The sequence below is a fragment of the Paenibacillus sp. MAH-35 genome (genome assembly GCF_058135425.1).
Window position 1 is genome coordinate 57401 of the sequence record NZ_JBYUPU010000023.1, and the last position, 17474, is coordinate 74874.

The window sequence follows — 17474 nt, forward strand, 5'->3', positions numbered from 1 at the left end:
CTCCGAACCCGTTTTCGATAACGGCCTCGGAGGTTTATTATTTTTAGCTATCCGTTCAGCGAACCTGCGGGACATCCAGCCATACGCCGCCCCGCTCCACAGCCTGCTGGGCGATTAAGCCGGGCAGCGTGTATTCCATCGCTTTGTAGACGTCGATGCGGGGAGCCTTTCCGCTCTCCAGCGCTTCGATAAAATCGCGGATCAAGTAATACTCCGAAGTTCCGTGGCCGCCCTTCGTCGCTTCCTCCGGCGCGTTCGGATCGCTGATCTCGCAGCGCAAAGACTGTGCCGTCTCCCCGTATTCCGGATGATTCTCGACGTAGATCCAGCCGTCGCTGCCATAACCGAGACGACCGTTTTCGATCTGGCCTTTCGATCCGTACAGCGCAAAATGTCCCGTCGCAGGTTTGCGGGGAGCGACGGAGCTGCGGAGCAGCTTGATCGTAGCGCCTCGCGCCGTCTCGAACAACGCCACCTGCATATCGGTACAGCCGACGCCGCCGCCGGGCAATATCGTTTTGGACGTTCCCGACCCCGTCGCACGGACGATCCGATCGTCCATCATGTCCAGCAGCGGTCCCAGCGAGTGCGAGCAGTAATGGAGCGGCGGCCTGCGGTCGCGCCAGTAAGCCTGACCGGTCGCCGGATCGATGATCCGGTCGCGGATTTCGTGTACGTATTCGCCTTCGGCGTGAAAAATCGTACCGAACAATCCTTCCCGCACCCACTTTTTCCACGATTGCATAAAATGGAAATAGATCGTATTCTCGGCCATCATGTACGTACGTCCCGTACGATTCACCGTCTCGATAATCCGGAAGCAATCCTCTACAGTCGACGCCGCCGTCACTTCGCATAGCACATGCTTGCCCGCTTCCAGCGCGGCAATCGTCTGAGCCGCATGAAAAGGCACCGGCGTGCCGATCATGACGATGTCCACATCGGATTCGAGCATCCGCTCAAATGAATCAAAACGTCCCGCTTCGGCGACGCCCAGCTCGTTGCCTGCGCGTTCGAGCAGCCCGCTGTCGGTATCGCATACCGCCGTCACCCGGATTTGCGGATGATGCATATAAGCCGCAGAACGGCGGGAGCCACCCAGTCCGACAAGCCCCATTTTCCAAACGTTACCCATTCGTGCATTCCTCCCTATATGCCGCCATACCACATCCGGTTAAGCCGCCAGTACGGCGAGCATCGTCGACAGCCGATCCTGGCAGCGCTCCTGCCTCAAAATGCAAGCTGGCCTCCGTCTACGACGATCGTTTCCCCTGTAATGAAAGCAGCGTCGTCGGAAGCAAGGAAAGCGAACACGCCGGATATATCTTCCGGTTTGCCCACCCGCCCGAGCGGAATTTTCGTTTTAATGTAGTTTTCGATAAATTCCGGACTGTCGATCGCGGCCGACATCGGGGTTTGAATATAACCCGGGCATACGGCGTTCACGCGGATTCCGCTGACTCCAAGCTCCAGCGCCATCGTTTTCGTCAGCAGGACGACTCCGCCCTTCGAGGCGTTGTAGTGCGCGTAGTTCGCTTCGCCGACCAGCCCGTTGGTGGACGCCATATTCAGAATGACGCCTCCGCCTTGCGCCGCCATCCGTTTGGCTGTACTCTGCGCCACCCAAAACATGCCATTCAGGTTAACGTCGATAATTTTTTTCCAGTTGTCCGGCTTGATCTCAAGTACCGGTTCTTCCCAGGCGATGCCTGCATTGTTGACGAGCACATCGATCCGACCGAATCGACCGGCTGCGGCGCTTACCGCCTGCTCCACCTGTTCCGCGTCCGATACGTCGACCACGAGGCTTTGGACGGCTGTACCGTTCGCCGTAAGCTCCGAAGCCACTTCGTTCAAGTCGGCCTCTACGTTGGACAACAACGCAAGCGACGCTCCTTCGCTCGCGAACCTTTCCGCTATCGCTCTGCCGATTCCGCGGCCGGCTCCGGTGATGAGCACGACTTTACCTTCAAATCTGTTCATCTGCAGCTCCTCCTTTCCCGATCAATCGCGGGTTTTGGCGATAACGTCGATCTCCACGAGAATTCCGTCGAGCGCCCCTCCGAAACAAGTGCGAGCCGGCATCGGCTCCGAAAAATGGGTGCGGTACATCTCGTTAAATCTGGAGAAATCGTTCATATCGGCCAAAATCACGTTCACCTTGACGACGTCGTCCATCGTGCAGCCTGCCGCTTCCAAAATGCCTTTTATATTTTGCAAAGTAAGATCGGTCTGTTCCTCAATCGTCTCCCCGACGACCCTGCCTTCCAAATCGAGCGGACCTTGGCCGGATACGAAAAGGAATCCTCCCGATACGATACCTTGCGAATAAGGGCCGTCCCCGGGGGACGCGTCTTGCGTGCGAACCGCTTTTCTCATCGGTCATCCTCCTCGTCTGTGTTGGATACTCCGCACCAGGCGGCAATCGTTCTTGCGTACAGCTCCGTCAAACGAAGCAGCGAGTCGATCTCGACATATTCGTCGGCCGCGTGCGCATTGGCGCCTGAAGGCCCGATTATGACGGCCGGTGTCGGACTGTGCAAATTAAACATAAACGCGTCGCAGGCGAACGGCGCTCCCTTCACGAGCGGCTCCGCCCCGCATACGCTTCTCGCTTCATTCTTCAAAACGGAGAGGAGCGGGAAATCCGGGGCGACCTCGGAACCCGGCAGGAAGCGGATCACCTTGCGGAATTCGGGAATGGCCGCATCGCTGCCGAACATCTCCGTATAACCGTCGATCAGTTCCTGCTGCAATTGCTCTTCCGTCACTCCAGGGTAACATTCCACCCAGATGTCGATATCGCATCGTTCCGGACCGACGTCACACAGCTCGGCCCGCAGATCGCCGGCCTCGGCCCGGGTCGGGATGATCGGCATCTCGGATACGGCCGCATACCACGGCGCGGGACCGGACTTCCGGCTTCGCTCCTGCTCGTGCCGCTGCAAAAAGACAAGAAACTTGCCTGCGTCGAACAACGGATTGACGAGCGTTTCACCGCTGAACGACAGCCCCGTCTTCCCCCGGAATGTGACGCGCCACAAAGCTCCACCGCGGGTTGCCGGGCAGATTGCCAGATTCGTCGGCTCCGGAATGATCGCCGCATCGGCGTTGTACCCCATCAAGCGGCCGGCAAGCGTTCCATTCGCTCCGCCGAACTCCTCGTCCACCACGGATTCGATCGTGACGTCCCCGTCCGGCTGAAATCCGAGCTCGATCAGACAGCGGACCGCCATAATCGAGGCCGCCAACCCGCCTTTCATATCGAACGAACCGAGGCCGAACAATTTGCCGTCCGATTCGTACGGCTCCCAGGGCGATCCGGTCCAGCCCGGGGCGACGACAGCCGTATCCGCATGACTCGAGAACAGCAGCGAACGACCGGTTCCTTTCCCTCTCCAGATGCCGGCAACGTTGGGCCGATCCGAATAATCCTTGCCCGAAAAATAGGCCTCGTGGCTTCGAAAGCCCGGCGCCTCTTCCGGCGAATACAGCGCCGTTTCGAGCCCCAAGTGTTCCAGCACTTCGGCGACGTGCCTCTGGCATTCCTTCTCCGTCCCGTCCGTCACCTTGTTTACGGTATCGTACCGGATCAGATCCGATACGAGTCCGATAACGGCGGATCGATTGTCCCGGACCCACCGGGAGATGTGTTGTTCTAGCTGACCGCTGTCCAATAAAACCCTCCTTCCCCGGTGCGGCTGCGGCGGGCGCGGCTGCACCGGTGTTGTCGATCATTTTTGCTTCAGAAGCTCCAGCCGCTTGCGGCGAATCTCGTCGTTATGGCGATCCGTAATCCGCCTCATCCCTTCGCCGATCGCATTCCAGGCCATATCCGGGAACGTAGCGCGGTAATCGTTCGATTCGGAGCCCCGGTACCCCCAGACGAGAATTTTGCGTGCGCCGGCGTCGTAAGCGGCGTCAGTCGCCCAGATGATTTCTTCCTCGCGTCCCGGAGGCGTGGCGTACCCTTGGATCCAGATGTTATGATCTTTATTGTGTTTTTTGCACACATCCAGATTGAGCTTTGTTTTTTCGTACACGAAATCGTACGGATGGACATCTTTCTGACCGAGCCAGTACGGATCGGAGCCGATGTTCTCCAGCGTATCGAGTCCGCAAATCTGCTCGATCGAGTCGAGGTTGATGCCGTAAGAACCGCCGAGCATGACGCAGACGATGTTTTCCATTTCCTTTTTCTTGCTGTACTCCGTCACCTCGCGGAAATAGTCGACGACCGACCAGATCCGGAACTCTTCGACCTGCTCGTCGAACTGCTCCGGCATATCTTTGCCGTATTTGTCCCGGAACAACGATTTGCACCGGCTGCAGGCGCACGTGAATACTTTCGGCTTGCCGTTTTCCATCGACTTGGCCGCAAGGTGCGGCTCGTCCCAGAATATGCTCTTGCCGCCGATATCCAGCACCACATCGATCCATTCCTTCGTAAACCTGCGGAAGTCCGGGCTGTTCAGGCAGGCGCGGACCGGATCGACCGAACCGTCCGAATACACCTGATGGCTGTCCGGGTAATAGGCGAGAAAATGCGATTTGTCTCCCGGAGGTCCGCCGAGGCCCCAGTTGTCGACCCAGACGTCCAGCCCGTGCCCTTCGGTGATTTGAATGATTTCCTTCATAATCCGGCGGTGGCGGTCCCAGTCGGTATGGGAGAACATGTGCACGACCAGATTGAAGTGATTGTTTACGATGTCACGCATATCGGTTTCTACGTGGCGCAATATCCGGTTGCCGTGGTAAGCAACCCCTTTTATCAGCTTATCCGGTTGATGATGGATCATATCGGTTGGCTCCTTTTATAAATATATTGGAAAATATGCACCCTTACCTTCGCTCGCATTAACGCACTTTCCCTCTGGCGCTCACGTTCCAGAACGATTCGAACTGCCCGTTTCGGGTAACGGCCACCTGGTGGGTCAAGTTCACGACGGCGCAGCAGTGAACCGGAATAAAATCGAGAATGTCTCCGATCGCAAGCCCCTGCTCCTCCGGCGCCAGCTTCAACATGCCGTGCTCTTCGGTCAGCCACTCGAGCGTGATGCCCGGACGTCCCGGCACGTAACCGCGTCCAGTTCCAAGCGGCGAGTCTTCCCCGTCGCTGGAAAATACTTTCGTACCGGCGTCGATGACGGCGCGGTCCGGAGCCGGGCGGCTGATGACGGTCGCTCGTACGGTTAGCGCGCAGCGCTCCAGCTCGTGGGCGCCCAGCTTCACTTGCATCAGGTCGCCGAACACGTAGGTGCCGGGACGCAGCTCGGTCGCCCCGGGGATCGCCGCGGCATATGAGCTTGAAGGCGTCGAGCCGACGCTGACGACGGTAACCGGGTATCCGGCCTCGCGCAATTGCTCCGCCATCCGGACGGAGGTGCCGACTTCCCGCTCAGCCGTCAGGCGGATCGCTTCGGGATCCGGCACATCGTACGACTGGCCTGCGAACGTCAGCAGCCCTTTCAGACGAAGCCACGGATGGGAAGCGATCACGCCGGCCAGCCGGATGACGTCTTCTCCCGGATTCAGGCCGACTCGTCCGAAGCCGCTGTCGATCTCGATCAGCACGTCGACCGGGACTTCGGCCAATCGTCCGGCTTCGGCTACGGCTTCGACGCCTTCGATGCTTTCGACCGCCACGGTAATATGCGTCATAGTCAGAAGCGCGGCAAGCCGCTTAATCTTATCCCCACCGATAACGGGATAGGCGATCAATATATCGCTGATTCCGGCTTTTGCCAGCACCTCCGCCTCGCCGAGTTTGGCGACGGTGACGCCGATCGCCCCGGCCGCCATCTGCATGCGGGCCACTTCGGGCATTTTGTGGGTTTTGGCATGGGGCCGCAGGCCGATTCCGTGATCGTCCGCAATTTGCTGCATATGACGGATGTTGCGCTCTACTTTATCCAGATCGATCATGATGCAGGGCGTGTCGTAAGTAGGTGAATTCATCGTGCATCCTCTTTCCCTATAAAACGATTTTAGCAAGTTGTTCCCGGCGGCCCGAGAACGGCCCTACGGCGTGCCATTCGCACCTGCAGCCTTCCGATTCGTCTGTAAAAACAGCGACGGAAAGTCCCGTCTCCACCGCACCTTCCAGCTCGAAGCGGATTTCTGTACGGTATTCCGATGCCGCTGCGGACACGATCCGCGTTCTCCGTTTGTCTTTGCAGTAAGCCGCGATCCGGTCGTAGCTTTCAAATACCGGTTTCTCCGGCCAGCGGGCGAGCCGCTCGGAGATCCCGCTGACGATCGCAAGCCATTCGTCCGGCGGGATGACGGCGATCCGCTGCTCGTGCGTCATCAGCGTTCCGAAAAACCGGCTGCCAACGCCGATTTTTAGCGCCGCAGCTCCCCGGTCCACCGCCCGGCTTACGTCGTTATGACCGTTCTCTCCTGCGAACACGGTGCACGAACCGAGAAACTCGCCCACACCCATATGCGTATCCGGCGTTTTGTAGCCGCCGAGATGATGGGCGACCACGTTCCAGAATCGGTGGTCGGGCTCCATCGGTCCGTAATTGAACCCTTGATGGCCGTACGGATAAGGCTCCCAGCTGTAGCTGTTCGCCGACCAGGCGACGCCGAACGGAATCAGCCCCATCGTAAACGGCTGATTGCGCTTGTATAAATACGGCAGAGCGTTTAATCCGAGCTCGTCGTAGTGAATGTTAACCGTACGCGACGGAGTAATGTCCCACTTGGCATAAAACGAATCGAGACGCTGAAAATGCTCCGCCAGCTCCTCGGGCTCGTATTCTTCACCGTTATGCTTCAAGTAAATCTGATCCGGCTTGCACCGCTCCAGCTCGTCGAACGAATGGGCGCTGATCTCGGCATTCCCTTCCCGGGATAGCCGGCTCGCCGCCTTCAAATCCTCTTCGTCCAGATCCTCCAGAAACAAGCCGAGATTCGGGATCCAGCCGTGCTCGTTCAACACCCGCACGTAATCCAGATGATCATACGAACCGGATACGTCGTCGATTCGGCATGTGACGAACGGGGGCATCAGCAGCGCCGCAAACGGCTTGCGTGCAACCCATACGATACTCCGCCACAACAAATCGTCCAGCCCCATCGCATGGCCGAATACGCTGCGTTGCCACAGAAGGGGCGAGAAATAAAACGCGCAGCGCTTCCCTTCGTCCACAAACACTTTGCGGACGGTTGCCGCAAGCGGACGACCCGCCCCGTCCTCGGCGATCGTCTCGAAGGAAGCCGTCTGACGGGTTACCGCCGTACCCGGTACGCTGCGGAGAAAGCGGTAATGTGCGCCCGCTTCCTGCCAAGCGCTGACATAATGCGTCGAATCGCCGAACCGGATATCGTCAAACTCGGCCGGAACCATATCCTCGATGCCGAAAAACAGCCGGACGGCAGCTTCCGCCTTGTGAATCGCCCCGTCCCAGCTTAACGCTCCGCAGCCTTTGCGCACGGCGGTAACGATCTCTTTCCATAAAGCCTCGCCGAGAGCCGAAGCGATACCGTCATGGGCCAGCACGATTGCCGCCGCATCCGCGAGCGGCTCCGGATCCGCTCCTTCCCGGGCCAGGTCGATTAATCGATAAGGAAAGCCGAAATGGTGAACGGCAGGCAGCAAGGTCCGTTCGAACACGGTATACTCCGCTTCGAGCGCCGTATTCACTACAAGCAGCAGGACGCGGTTGCCCGTGCTCGGGTAATTGCCGGTTGCCTGCAGAACAACGTCCATACCCCTCTACCTCCAATTACGGTCTTAATAACACTTTCGCCACCTTGCCGGGGTTGCCCAGCAGTTTCTCATACCAGACCGCCCCTTCCTCAAGCGGGGCTTCCGTCAGCCAATTCTCGGGAAAGCCGGCTTTTCCTTCGGCCAGCAGCCTCAGCGCCGTCTCAAAATTGGCCGCCGAATATGCGAAAGAGCCGAAGCCCGTTATTTCATTACGAATCATTACGTTGACCGGCAGGGGCGATTCCGCTTCGTGCAGCCCCGTAAATACAACCTTGCCTCCCGGAGCGGTCAGCTCCGCGCATTGTCGGCGCGTAATTCCCGATCCTACCGCATCGACGGCGATCTCGACCCCAAGCGCTCCCCCGGCGCGAACCTCCGCGGCAACGTCGCCTGCTTTTGGATCAATCGGCTTCGCCCCGAGCTCCTCGGCCATGTCCAGCCGCTCCCGGTGCAAATCTACCGCGTAGATCGTCTCCACGCCGTATACTTGCAGCGCCTGAATGACGAACAGCCCGATCGGGCCAAGCCCGAAGACAATCGCCCGGTCGCCGGGACGCGGAGCGGCCAGCTCCGCCGCTCGCACGCCGCAAGCGAGCGGCTCGGCTAGAGCCCCCTGTTTGAACGATATAGAATCCGGCAGCGGATAAACGAAACGGGCCGGAAGCTTAACCCACTCCGCATTGCTTCCCGGCAGGGCGGCGCTGAGCAGCTTGCGGCTTGTGCACAGCTGCTGGCGTCCCGCGAGACAATACGAGCATAGTCCGCACGTCACAAGCGGATTGGCCGTCACTCGTTGTCCTGGCGAGAGCGTCGTCTGGCGCACCGCTCGCTCTCCAATCGATTCGATCGTACCGGCAAACTCATGGCCGAATATAAGCGGAGGCTGCCGCAGCGCATTATGCCCCAAATAGCCGCTTAGTTCGGAGCCGCATATGCCGGAATACGCCACGCGGATCAGCACCTCGTCTTCGGCGGGCTCCGGACGCTCGACTTCGCGGATACGCATCTGCTTCGGACCTTCATAGATCAATGCTTTCAACTTGGACGCCCTCCTTCCCGGTATCGTTTATACGCCCAATGACAATAGGCCGTTTTTGCCCGCCTCGTATCCGAGCATCAACTCGCCGATCCGCTTGGTGTCCGCGGGAAGCAGCGGCAGTCTTGTCTCCGCACTGGAGAACAGGCCGAGCTCGCGGAACAGCGCCTTCGTCGTCGGAATCTCGTCGCCGGGACCGAACATATGGATGAAGGGTAGCAGCGTCCGCGAGAAGATCCGGTAGCTTTCCGTCCGGTCTCCGGAACGATACGCCTTCCAGCTGTCGCGGAACGCTTCGGGAAAAATGATCGGCGCTATAATCATGCTGCCGTCCACTCCCGCCTCGAACGAGCGGAAGCAGATGATATCGTCCCCGCCGAAAACGGTCAGGTCGGAATGCGCTTTCAGCTCGCGCACTTTCCCCAAGTTGTGATCGGTCATCTTGATCGCTGTAATAGACGGAACGTCCTCTGCCAGCTGCAGCAAATCTCCGGTCGAAAACAACGTCTTGGTCGTTACCGGATTGTCGTAGAACACCAGCTCCAGACCGGTTCCTTCCGCCAGGGCGGTCATATATTCCGCCACCATCTTCAAGGAATTCGGAAAATAATACGGACTCGGGGCGAGCGCCGCCCGCACTCCGCAATCGGCGGCCGCTTTGCCAAGCTCGATCGCTTCTTTCAGATTCGTATGACCGAGTCCGACCACGAGCTCTTTGCCGGCCGGCATCCGCTCGGACAAATACCGGACGATCTCGATCCGTTCCTGCGCGGTCAGCGCAGGAGCTTCTCCCGTGCTGCCGCATGCGACATAACCGTCAACCGAGTCCAGCGTGTAAGCCAGAAGCCGGTCGAATGCGGCATACTCGACCTCCCCGTTCAGAAAAGGTGTCGGTATGACCGGAATATTGCCTTGTAGCGCCATGGATATCTCTCCATCCCCGTTATTATGGTTGCCCTCGTACTATAACTGCACCTTCGGAAATCGGATTCCACTACAGCATTTTCGTAATTTTTTCGGACATCGGCATATTTTTACGGAAGTTCGGCATCTCCGCAGGACGGCCGCCGTTCATGACCGACAGCTCCGACAACAGGCCGACCGCCGTCCACTCGCACGCTTCGTATACGTCTACAGGCGGGCGTCCGCCCGTACGCACCGCATCGACGAAATCGTGGATGAGGAAAAAGTCCGAGCCCCGGTGCCCGGCGTTTTTCTGCTCGTCTGTCGCCGTCTTGTACCGCTCCGGCAGCAGGTCCGCATACATATGGAGCGGCCGCCATTTCGCACTGTCCGTATCCGGATCCATATGGTTTAGCCACAGCTTGTGATCGTCGCCCATCCCTCTCGGCGCCTCGTAGCAACCCTTCGTGCCCTGCAGCGAATAATAGGCCGGGTTATGCGGCCGCTCCGAGATGCAGTCGACCCGCAGCTTCAGCAGCTTGCCGCTTTCGAGCTGGCACAGCGTAACCGCCGTATCCTCCTGGCTGAATTGCGGCGCCGTATGCCAGCCGGTACCGCATGTGATGACCGAACGGATCCGGTCGCCTTCGAACCATTTCATCAACGGACCGATGCTGTGGGTCGGATAAAAGGAACCTCTTCGGCCGTACTGCCAAAACGATCTCCAGTTCGGCGTGCCATCCGGGTACAGCGTTCTTTTCTTTAGCTCGTGGATGTATTCGCCTTCGCCGTAATAGATATCGCCGAACATCCCCCGGCGAATCATTTCGCCGATGATGCGGTTTTCCGGCAAATAACAGTTGTTTTCAGCCATCATATAGGTGCGGCCGCTCTTCTCCACCGTCTCGATGAGCCACCACAGCTCCTCCATCGACACGCCCGCCGTCACCTCGCACAAGACGTGCTTGCCCGCATACAGCGCCTCGATCGACTGGCGGACATGGTGCTGCATCGGCGTGGAGATGACGACCGCATCGATATCGGATTGAATCATATCCTCAAATAATCGGTACTTGTTCGCGATTCCGTACTTCTCGGCGGTCGCGTTCAGCAAATCTTCGTTGAGATCGCAAAAAGCGGTGACCTCCACATCCGGGATCGAGCGAAATCCCATCAACGCGCTCAATCCACGTACCCCTGCGATCCCTACTTTGATCGTCATGGACAATCCTCCTGCCGCTCTTGTATGAGTCCGACTTCAACGCAGCCGACCTGCTTACGGCTGGGCAAGACGGCTCGCCGTCGGAATGAACTGATACCAGTAACAATCGAGTAATCCTTCCACGCCTTGGAACAACAGCCGTGTTTCTTCAAGCTCCTCCAGCTTGGCGGCTTTGCCGGATACATAGTCCGCGATCCGCTTCGCCGAGGTTTCCAGCGCGAGGATCAGCCCGCCATAGCGGAAATCGAGCACTTCCCAGCCGAACGCCTTGTTGACCTCGAACCAGCGGTCGCGGTGGCTTGCCTGCAGCTCGCGCACTTTGCCGATCAGATCGGGCAGGACGACGTTCGCGTAATCGTTAAGCTTCTCTTTGTCCCCGGCGAGGTAAGCTTTCGTCAGGTTCACTCCGAGCTCGGCCTTCACCGAAAGTACGGCGCACAACTTCTGGAGAATATCGAAGATCGGCCGGTATTCGCCGCTTCGTTCCTTGATCGCCGCAAACTTTTTCTCCAGCCCGGTATAATAGCTGTCGAACTCCCGTCCGTTCAAGTTGGCGTCGAACAGCCCCATCATCGGCTGCTGCCACAGCAACACGCGCGACGGGTTGGCCGTCTCCAGATTGTCCTTGCCGATTCCCGGCGCTTCGTCCACCCAGCGGATGTCCATGAAGTCGTCATACTGGCCGCCGGTACAGAAAGCAAACCGCTTGCGCAGCTTCTCTTCGGACAATTCGTCCGCGTAGCCGTGCTCGGCGAACAGCTGAAGGCCGAGAATCGCCGAAAACCAGTCGCATTCCGTTCCGTCGTCGCCCCACAACGTGGCGATAATCTCGGTAATGCCTTCCTTCTTGCACGCATTCAGCGCCGCGTTCGTCGACTTCATGGTCGCGCCGTAGTTGAGGACGAAGCCTCTCCAGTTCCAGATGCCGCCTGCGAATACGGGGGTGGAGCCGAACGATTTGTGGCGCTGGATCCAATCAACATAAAACTCTTCGTCGTAATGGTAGTAGTCCCAATAGACGAACTGTACGTCCTTCGGCATCGCGTCGATCGTAGATTGCGGGATAACACATTCTTTGTCGTAATAAGCGCCCGTCTTGGAGCCGGCACGGAAATACATGTCGCTCCACATCATCGGCTCCAGGCCGAGGCGGCGGGTAATCTCCAGGACACGGTGCAGATGCTCGTTCATAATTTCGAATTTCGAGCGGTAGCCGTTTTTGGCCAAGTAATGCCCTTGACCGAGCTTCCACGCTTCGTCCATCCCGATATGAATCCGTTTCGTACGGACGGGAGCCGCGGCCGCCTTGATCATTTGCTCGATAAACTCGTACGTTTTCGGCTCGCCGACCAGCATCGTTTCTTCATCGTCGCGAATATCGGCGAACGTATTCCATTTCAGCACGTCTTTTAAATGACTGAGCGTCTGTATGCAAGGAATCATCTCGATGCCGAACATATCAGCGTAATCGTCCAGCTCGCGAATTTCGTCCTGCGAGTACCGGCCTCTCATGTAGCCGAAGTAAGGCTGCTCCTTCACGTCGTAGCTGTCTTCCGCATACAGCATGAACATATCGAGCCCCATTACAGCCATCATCCGGATAAACCGTTTGACCGTCTCGGTTTTCATCACCGAATTGCCCTGGGACACGTCGAACATCGGCCCGTTCATCGAGAATTGGGGGCGTTCGCGGATCGTAAACATCTCCCGTCCGTCCTGCAGCGCTTCCACCAGCAAACCTGCCGCCCGGAAAAAGTGAATTTTGCGCGTATAAGAGATGGTAATCCCGTCCTGGTCCTTGTGTACGATAAGTTCCGGACCTTCGTGACGCTTTACATGAACGGACAAACCGTCCGCTCCGCTGCGGAATCCGAGCTCCCCTGCCAATATATCGATTCCTTGCTGCAAATCTGCAATATCCCCATGAAAATGAAGCTGCATAACTATACTCCTCTCCTTCTATGAGCGTTGCTTCTTTAATAGTCGTATTATTTTCGGACCGGCATCGTTTCGCGGTGCGTCCCGTTAAACGGCCGGATCTCCCGCCATACGGGCTCCAGCGTATCGTCCGCGTAGACGGCTATTTTCGTCTGGCCTGCGCTCGTCCCCTCGAAGCGGACCTCAAGTTCTCCGTCAACGCAAGCCGCACCGATCAGCCGGCTCTCATGAAGATCGCGCATGTAGGCCATAGCATCATCCAGCGTCGTATGAATGACGCCTCTTGCAGCGAACGTATCCGTTATCGCTTCCATGATCGCTTTCCAGTGGTCAGGTTTGATATACTGGATGTAACCGGATTCGTGAGTGAACAGCTGGGCCAGCACCTGGGCGTCAAGCGCCCGGGATATTTGGTTGATGCCGTGCTGGATCGTATCGTCCACCTTATTGTTAGGCGCCCACTCGTATCCGTTATCGTCGCGGATTTCCGTAATGCTGGCGAATAGCGATTTCCGGTACTTCTCCTCTTTGGCCGGGTACCAGTCGGCATAAAACACCGGTGTAGTCTGTGTCGGAGGCGTCGTTTTTTTGTAATACGGTCCGCCGAACGTCATCGTACCCGGGTATGGGGTGTTCTCCGGATTCATCGAGCAGATAAATTCGCAGCCCCAGCGCGCCAGATGGGGCATGTAGCCTTCCGACAGCTCGTAATAATGCGGAACGAACACTTTGGACATCGGAATATCCGGATGTTTGGCATACCATGCCTCTACGCGCCGGACCCGATCGAGCACCTCGGATTCCGTATACGGCTCGCATGCGGCCGCCTCCGACCAATAGCCCTGATCCGGATATTTCGGGGTATGGCGGAAATAACCGAAATCCCAGTAAGAGAATGCGTGCGGACATGCCGTCACTTGGTTCTGACGCAGCATCGGCCGAAGCTCGTCAAGCACATCCGGAGTCAGATCGTCCAGGAACAAGCCGACCCATGGCTTCCAGCCGAGCTCGACGCAATCGCGGAGCCAGTACAGGCCGGTAGCTCCGCCTTTGAGCTGTCCGAACCCGGATACATCGTCGATTCGCATCGTCAGAAACGGCGGCAGACTTCGCGTTACGAACGGCTTGCGGGCCGCCCATACGATCGACCGCCACAGCAAATCGTCCAACCCGTACAGCGGACCGAGGACATCGTGCCTTCCCCATTCCAGCGTCGACCATACAGCAACGCGCCCTTGACCGTCCGCTTGGACGACGCTGAGCAGCGGTCCCGAGCCGAGCGTGACGAGCGGCGCTGCGGAGCTGGAGATCGCCGGGGTGATTTCTTTATTCAGATGGTAATGCCTGCGCCTTTCGCCTTGGCGGTGAAGCCGGCTGATCGGATGATCCGCATCGCGGATCGCCACGAATGTCGACGCTTCGCTTCCGGCATAGCTGTGCGCCCATGGCGCGATCTGTTCGCCGAAACTGACAAGCCCGGTTCCTGCTTCGACAGCCCGGACGACCGCGGAAGCCAGCTCGGTTTGACCGGACAAGCAGCCCGGATGGGCGAGAATGATCAGGGGCCACTGCGACAATTCGGCTCCGGTAAACGGTCCGGCGGCCTGCTCAAGTAATTCAAAGGATATTCCCATTTGGTTCAAATAAGGCTCCAGCACATCGGAGAAAATCGAATGGCGTTCGTTTCTAGGATCCGCGATTACAAGCGGAAGAGCGCGAAGGCCGTCTGCTGCGTTGCTCAAGTCGCCACCCCTTCTGTACAGTTCGCTGCCAGCGGCGTTTCCGAAGCTTCGGGTGTCCTGCCCCGGAACTGGCGGCCACTGTATGATCATCAAGCATAAAGCTCTATATCAATAACAATAGCAAGGATCAGAAAGGGAGGGTAGGCAACCGGTGACCAAGTTCTTGGACTATGTGATCAGTCCGCTGCCCATTCGCATTATCGATTTGAAGGTCGACCGCTCCAAGCTGAAAATAAAAGGATTAACCCCGATCCAGTTCGGGCATCTGCCCGGAAGAATCTTGATGCGCAGAGGGGCGAAGCCGGAAAGCTGGGCGCTGACTTATATCGTAAAGGGACGCGGAACGTTTCAGGTGGGGGACGGACCTGTCCAGCGGCTGGAAGCAGGCTGCCTGTTCTGGGAGCACCCGGACGATGTGTTTCATTACGGGCCGGATCCCGGGGAAGACTGGGACGAGTATTATGTGTACTTCGAGGGCAGCCGCGTTCAGGAATGGCTGGAGAACAGCCTGCTGCAGGATACGGATACGGTGTTTCGGATCGGGATGGACAGCAAATGGGTTCGCAAAATCGAAACGATCGGCGACTATATGGAAAGCGGTCTAGCCGACAATGCCGACCGGGCGGCGCTGCTGCTCGAGTCGCTTATCTACGATTTTTGTTTGGCGAACGAAAGCAGGAAAACGAACGACAGACCCAGCCGCAAGCCGGAATTTACGCTGCAAATATTGGAGGATATCGCAAGCAGCCTGTACCAGACCTGGGACGAGCGCCAAATCTGGGAACGCAATCATATATCACGCTCCACGCTTCGCCGCATCGTCTACCAGAATACCGGCTACTCGCTGAACGAGTACGTGAACCGGCTAAAAATATCCGAAGCGAAAAAGCTGCTGCGGATGACCAGTATGCAGATCAAGGAAATATCCAAAAAGCTCGGCTTCGAGGACGCCGCCTACTTCTCCCGCCTCTTCCGTAAATTCGCCGGCATGTCGGCTGCGGAGTTTCGCGCGAAGCATCACGATGCAGGCTGATGCCGGGGCCAGCCTGCTTCTGCGGAGGATGCAGCTCCCGGCGTGCCCACACCGCTCCAAACCTGCTGCCTAAAAGGAAAAACCGTCCGGTAAAGACGCCCGGACGATCACTTGATGTGGAAACCTGCACGCTGGTGTGTGGGAGGATTGGGTACCTCCCGCGCTTCAGATGCGCATTGATGAGTTTTTTTTGCGGGAAACAACCCCACTCCAGATGAAGCCCGTTCCCCCTTATTTTGCGATCCGATGTTGGGCTACCAGAGATCAATAGAGGCGGTTTGCCCCCTTATTTCAGCCCATTCGTCGCTTGCCCCCTTTTCGCCGATTTTAACAGCTTCAAACCGCTCTTATTTCCCTATGCAAGCGGGTTTTGGAAAAAATAACGGCTGCAAACGAGACTGTCGATTCATTGTGTAGAAGTGTTAGCAGGCCGTTCCAAGTGAAAAGTTACCTTCTTCTGCTCAGACAGGTTGTCCGGAATCCCTTGATTTCATAAGGATTGTAAGGTAGGGGATTCCAGACAAAACTCGCCAGAAGGTAATCTTTTCCCTTTCCACTTGGTTGTCCACATTGAATCGACAGCCTCGCAAACCGCTCTTATTTGGTTCCTTCCGTGCTTGAGGCAGAACAGAAGGTCCAAGTCACTCACGCTGAACGTCATGCGATACCCGCTGACTCGACAAGGGAACCGGCCACTCCTCTGCATACCCCGGTGAAGAATTTAGACACTATCCCTATCGACAAAAAACACCCGCCTCCATCCCGGAAGCGGGTGTCTTGCATCTTGCCTCGGCAAATTTTATTATTTCAAAATTTCGAATCCGCCGATCAAAGGAAGCGGCTTGCGCTGGCCGTTCGCCGCGTTGATGATGCCCAGAATAAGAAGTACAAATACGGCCAAATTGCCGAGCGGCCCGATGATCCACCAGCCGATAAACGGAATGACTGTGCTGATAATGTTAATGCCTACCGCGGTGATTAACAGCAGCAGCCCCTGATTGGCATGGTACATCGCGAATTTGGAATCTTTGGCCGTCAGAAGCGGGATGAAGAAAATGATGTACGCCAAAATTGCAATCCCTTTGTTCTTGTCAATATCCGACTGGTCACCATTAGAAAACGTACTCAACACGATCATTCCTCTCTAATTGTAAGATGCAGCTATTAAAAATTGCCGGCTTCCTCTATACGTTCTGCGCTTGCTCCAGACCGCGCAGCGGAGCTGCACGTGCTGGCAACGGCTGCTCACCTTCCTTCCGCTTGCCTCTCCACCAATGCCGGTTGTGTGAATGCTTCGCAGTCGCGCGAGATACACAACTTGATGGCTCCTTGATACGTGTATGACTTATTATTTGGCGTTTATTCCCTCATTTCCTTCTTTTTACGACAGCGATTCGTATTATTTTTTTGCATCGATCCGCTTTTATCGACAAAACCCGGCGCGTCCGCGTACAGCAAAAGCTGCCGGGTCGTCCGGCAGCCTTCTGCTCGTGTGCGCAAGCGATCGTTCGGACCCCTTCCTTCAACTACCGATCACAATTCCTACTTTCCCTTCGCTCACCTCCACTTTATAAGTCCGGGCCCGAACCTTCCCGCTTATAAGCGATTTGCCCGTCTTGATGTCGAATTCCCAGCCGTGCCACGGACAGCGGACAATCTCTCCGCCCCGGCCGTATTCGTACTTGTACACGTCCGACGGCAGCGTCGTCCCGCATACGACTCCTTTGCAGAGAGGGGCTCCCTGGTGCGGGCAATAGTTATGAACCGCATAAAACTGCCCACCGATCCGGTACACGCCGATCTCCCGTCCTTCGACGCTAACGATCGTTCGTCCGCCATCCTCCAGATCGTCCGCCTCCAACACGTAATGCACCGCCATGCTC

Annotated in this window: 15 protein-coding genes; 1 reads left to right on the plus strand and 14 read right to left on the minus strand. The window is 57.3% G+C overall.

What is annotated here, in order from left to right:
* Window positions 1–55 precede the first annotated feature (55 nt).
* The 12 genes from AC3Y2E_RS21980 to AC3Y2E_RS22035 form a co-directional block, all read right to left on the minus strand.
* The gene (locus AC3Y2E_RS21980) at window positions 56–1135 is read right to left on the minus strand and encodes a Gfo/Idh/MocA family protein (RefSeq protein WP_379214146.1); all 1080 of its coding nucleotides are present in this window, start codon (window positions 1133–1135) and stop codon (window positions 56–58) included.
* 95 nt (window positions 1136–1230) lie between these two features.
* Window positions 1231–1983, minus strand: coding sequence for an SDR family NAD(P)-dependent oxidoreductase (locus AC3Y2E_RS21985; protein ID WP_379214148.1), 753 nt, complete (start codon window positions 1981–1983; stop codon window positions 1231–1233).
* A 21-nt stretch (window positions 1984–2004) separates the two neighbouring features.
* Window positions 2005–2379 (minus strand): RidA family protein, encoded by a 375-nt coding sequence (locus tag AC3Y2E_RS21990; protein ID WP_379214150.1) that lies wholly within the window; start codon window positions 2377–2379, stop codon window positions 2005–2007.
* Window positions 2376–3677: a M20 family metallopeptidase gene (locus tag AC3Y2E_RS21995; protein WP_379214152.1), complete on the minus strand. Its 1302-nt coding sequence runs from the start codon at window positions 3675–3677 to the stop codon at window positions 2376–2378. The genes AC3Y2E_RS21990 and AC3Y2E_RS21995 overlap by 4 nt, the downstream gene beginning before the upstream one ends.
* Before the next feature lie 57 nt (window positions 3678–3734).
* The gene (locus tag AC3Y2E_RS22000; RefSeq protein WP_379214154.1) at window positions 3735–4799 is read right to left on the minus strand and encodes a hypothetical protein; all 1065 of its coding nucleotides are present in this window, start codon (window positions 4797–4799) and stop codon (window positions 3735–3737) included.
* 58 nt (window positions 4800–4857) lie between these two features.
* Window positions 4858–5958 carry an alanine racemase gene (locus AC3Y2E_RS22005; RefSeq protein ID WP_379214156.1) on the minus strand — a complete coding sequence of 367 codons (1101 nt, stop codon included), beginning with the start codon at window positions 5956–5958 and terminating at the stop codon, window positions 4858–4860.
* 16 nt (window positions 5959–5974) lie between these two features.
* The gene (locus AC3Y2E_RS22010; protein WP_379214158.1) at window positions 5975–7717 is read right to left on the minus strand and encodes a hypothetical protein; all 1743 of its coding nucleotides are present in this window, start codon (window positions 7715–7717) and stop codon (window positions 5975–5977) included.
* 16 nt (window positions 7718–7733) lie between these two features.
* Window positions 7734–8756, minus strand: a complete 1023-nt coding sequence (locus AC3Y2E_RS22015; protein WP_379214160.1) for a zinc-dependent alcohol dehydrogenase — start codon at window positions 8754–8756, stop codon at window positions 7734–7736.
* 27 nt (window positions 8757–8783) lie between these two features.
* The gene (locus tag AC3Y2E_RS22020) at window positions 8784–9677 is read right to left on the minus strand and encodes a dihydrodipicolinate synthase family protein (protein ID WP_379214162.1); all 894 of its coding nucleotides are present in this window, start codon (window positions 9675–9677) and stop codon (window positions 8784–8786) included.
* A gap of 70 nt (window positions 9678–9747) precedes the next feature.
* Complete coding sequence (locus AC3Y2E_RS22025) at window positions 9748–10878, minus strand: Gfo/Idh/MocA family protein (RefSeq protein WP_379214164.1); 1131 nt, start codon at window positions 10876–10878, stop codon at window positions 9748–9750.
* A gap of 54 nt (window positions 10879–10932) precedes the next feature.
* Complete coding sequence (locus AC3Y2E_RS22030) at window positions 10933–12819, minus strand: beta-N-acetylhexosaminidase (RefSeq protein ID WP_379214166.1); 1887 nt, start codon at window positions 12817–12819, stop codon at window positions 10933–10935.
* A 47-nt stretch (window positions 12820–12866) separates the two neighbouring features.
* A complete protein-coding gene (locus AC3Y2E_RS22035) occupies window positions 12867–14558 on the minus strand; it encodes a hypothetical protein (RefSeq protein ID WP_379214168.1) in 1692 nt (563 codons plus the stop codon).
* A 151-nt stretch (window positions 14559–14709) separates the two neighbouring features.
* Between AC3Y2E_RS22035 and AC3Y2E_RS22040 the strand changes: the two genes are divergently transcribed.
* Window positions 14710–15591: an AraC family transcriptional regulator gene (locus AC3Y2E_RS22040; protein WP_190929557.1), complete on the plus strand. Its 882-nt coding sequence runs from the start codon at window positions 14710–14712 to the stop codon at window positions 15589–15591.
* Window positions 15592–16393: 802 nt separating this feature from the next.
* On the opposite strand, the gene AC3Y2E_RS22045 is transcribed toward AC3Y2E_RS22040, so the two are convergent.
* Complete coding sequence (locus AC3Y2E_RS22045) at window positions 16394–16723, minus strand: DUF4870 domain-containing protein (RefSeq protein ID WP_317891232.1); 330 nt, start codon at window positions 16721–16723, stop codon at window positions 16394–16396.
* A 390-nt stretch (window positions 16724–17113) separates the two neighbouring features.
* Window positions 17114–17470, minus strand: a complete 357-nt coding sequence (locus tag AC3Y2E_RS22050) for a Rieske (2Fe-2S) protein (protein ID WP_379214171.1) — start codon at window positions 17468–17470, stop codon at window positions 17114–17116.
* Window positions 17471–17474 lie beyond the last annotated feature (4 nt).

Excerpts from the sequence above, each read along its gene's own strand:
- AC3Y2E_RS22005 (WP_379214156.1), bottom strand. The coding sequence starts at position 5,958 with ATGAATTCACCTACTTACGACACGCCCTGCATCATGATCGATCTGGAT.
- AC3Y2E_RS22025 (WP_379214164.1), bottom strand. The coding sequence starts at position 10,878 with ATGACGATCAAAGTAGGGATCGCAGGGGTACGTGGATTGAGCGCGTTG.
- AC3Y2E_RS22010 (WP_379214158.1), bottom strand. The coding sequence starts at position 7,717 with ATGGACGTTGTTCTGCAGGCAACCGGCAATTACCCGAGCACGGGCAAC.
- AC3Y2E_RS22020 (WP_379214162.1), bottom strand. The coding sequence starts at position 9,677 with ATGGCGCTACAAGGCAATATTCCGGTCATACCGACACCTTTTCTGAAC.
- AC3Y2E_RS22030 (WP_379214166.1), bottom strand. The coding sequence starts at position 12,819 with ATGCAGCTTCATTTTCATGGGGATATTGCAGATTTGCAGCAAGGAATC.
- AC3Y2E_RS21980 (WP_379214146.1), bottom strand. The coding sequence starts at position 1,135 with ATGGGTAACGTTTGGAAAATGGGGCTTGTCGGACTGGGTGGCTCCCGC.
- AC3Y2E_RS22050 (WP_379214171.1), bottom strand. The coding sequence starts at position 17,470 with ATGGCGGTGCATTACGTGTTGGAGGCGGACGATCTGGAGGATGGCGGA.
- AC3Y2E_RS22000 (WP_379214154.1), bottom strand. The coding sequence starts at position 4,799 with ATGATCCATCATCAACCGGATAAGCTGATAAAAGGGGTTGCTTACCAC.
- AC3Y2E_RS21990 (WP_379214150.1), bottom strand. The coding sequence starts at position 2,379 with ATGAGAAAAGCGGTTCGCACGCAAGACGCGTCCCCCGGGGACGGCCCT.
- AC3Y2E_RS21985 (WP_379214148.1), bottom strand. The coding sequence starts at position 1,983 with ATGAACAGATTTGAAGGTAAAGTCGTGCTCATCACCGGAGCCGGCCGC.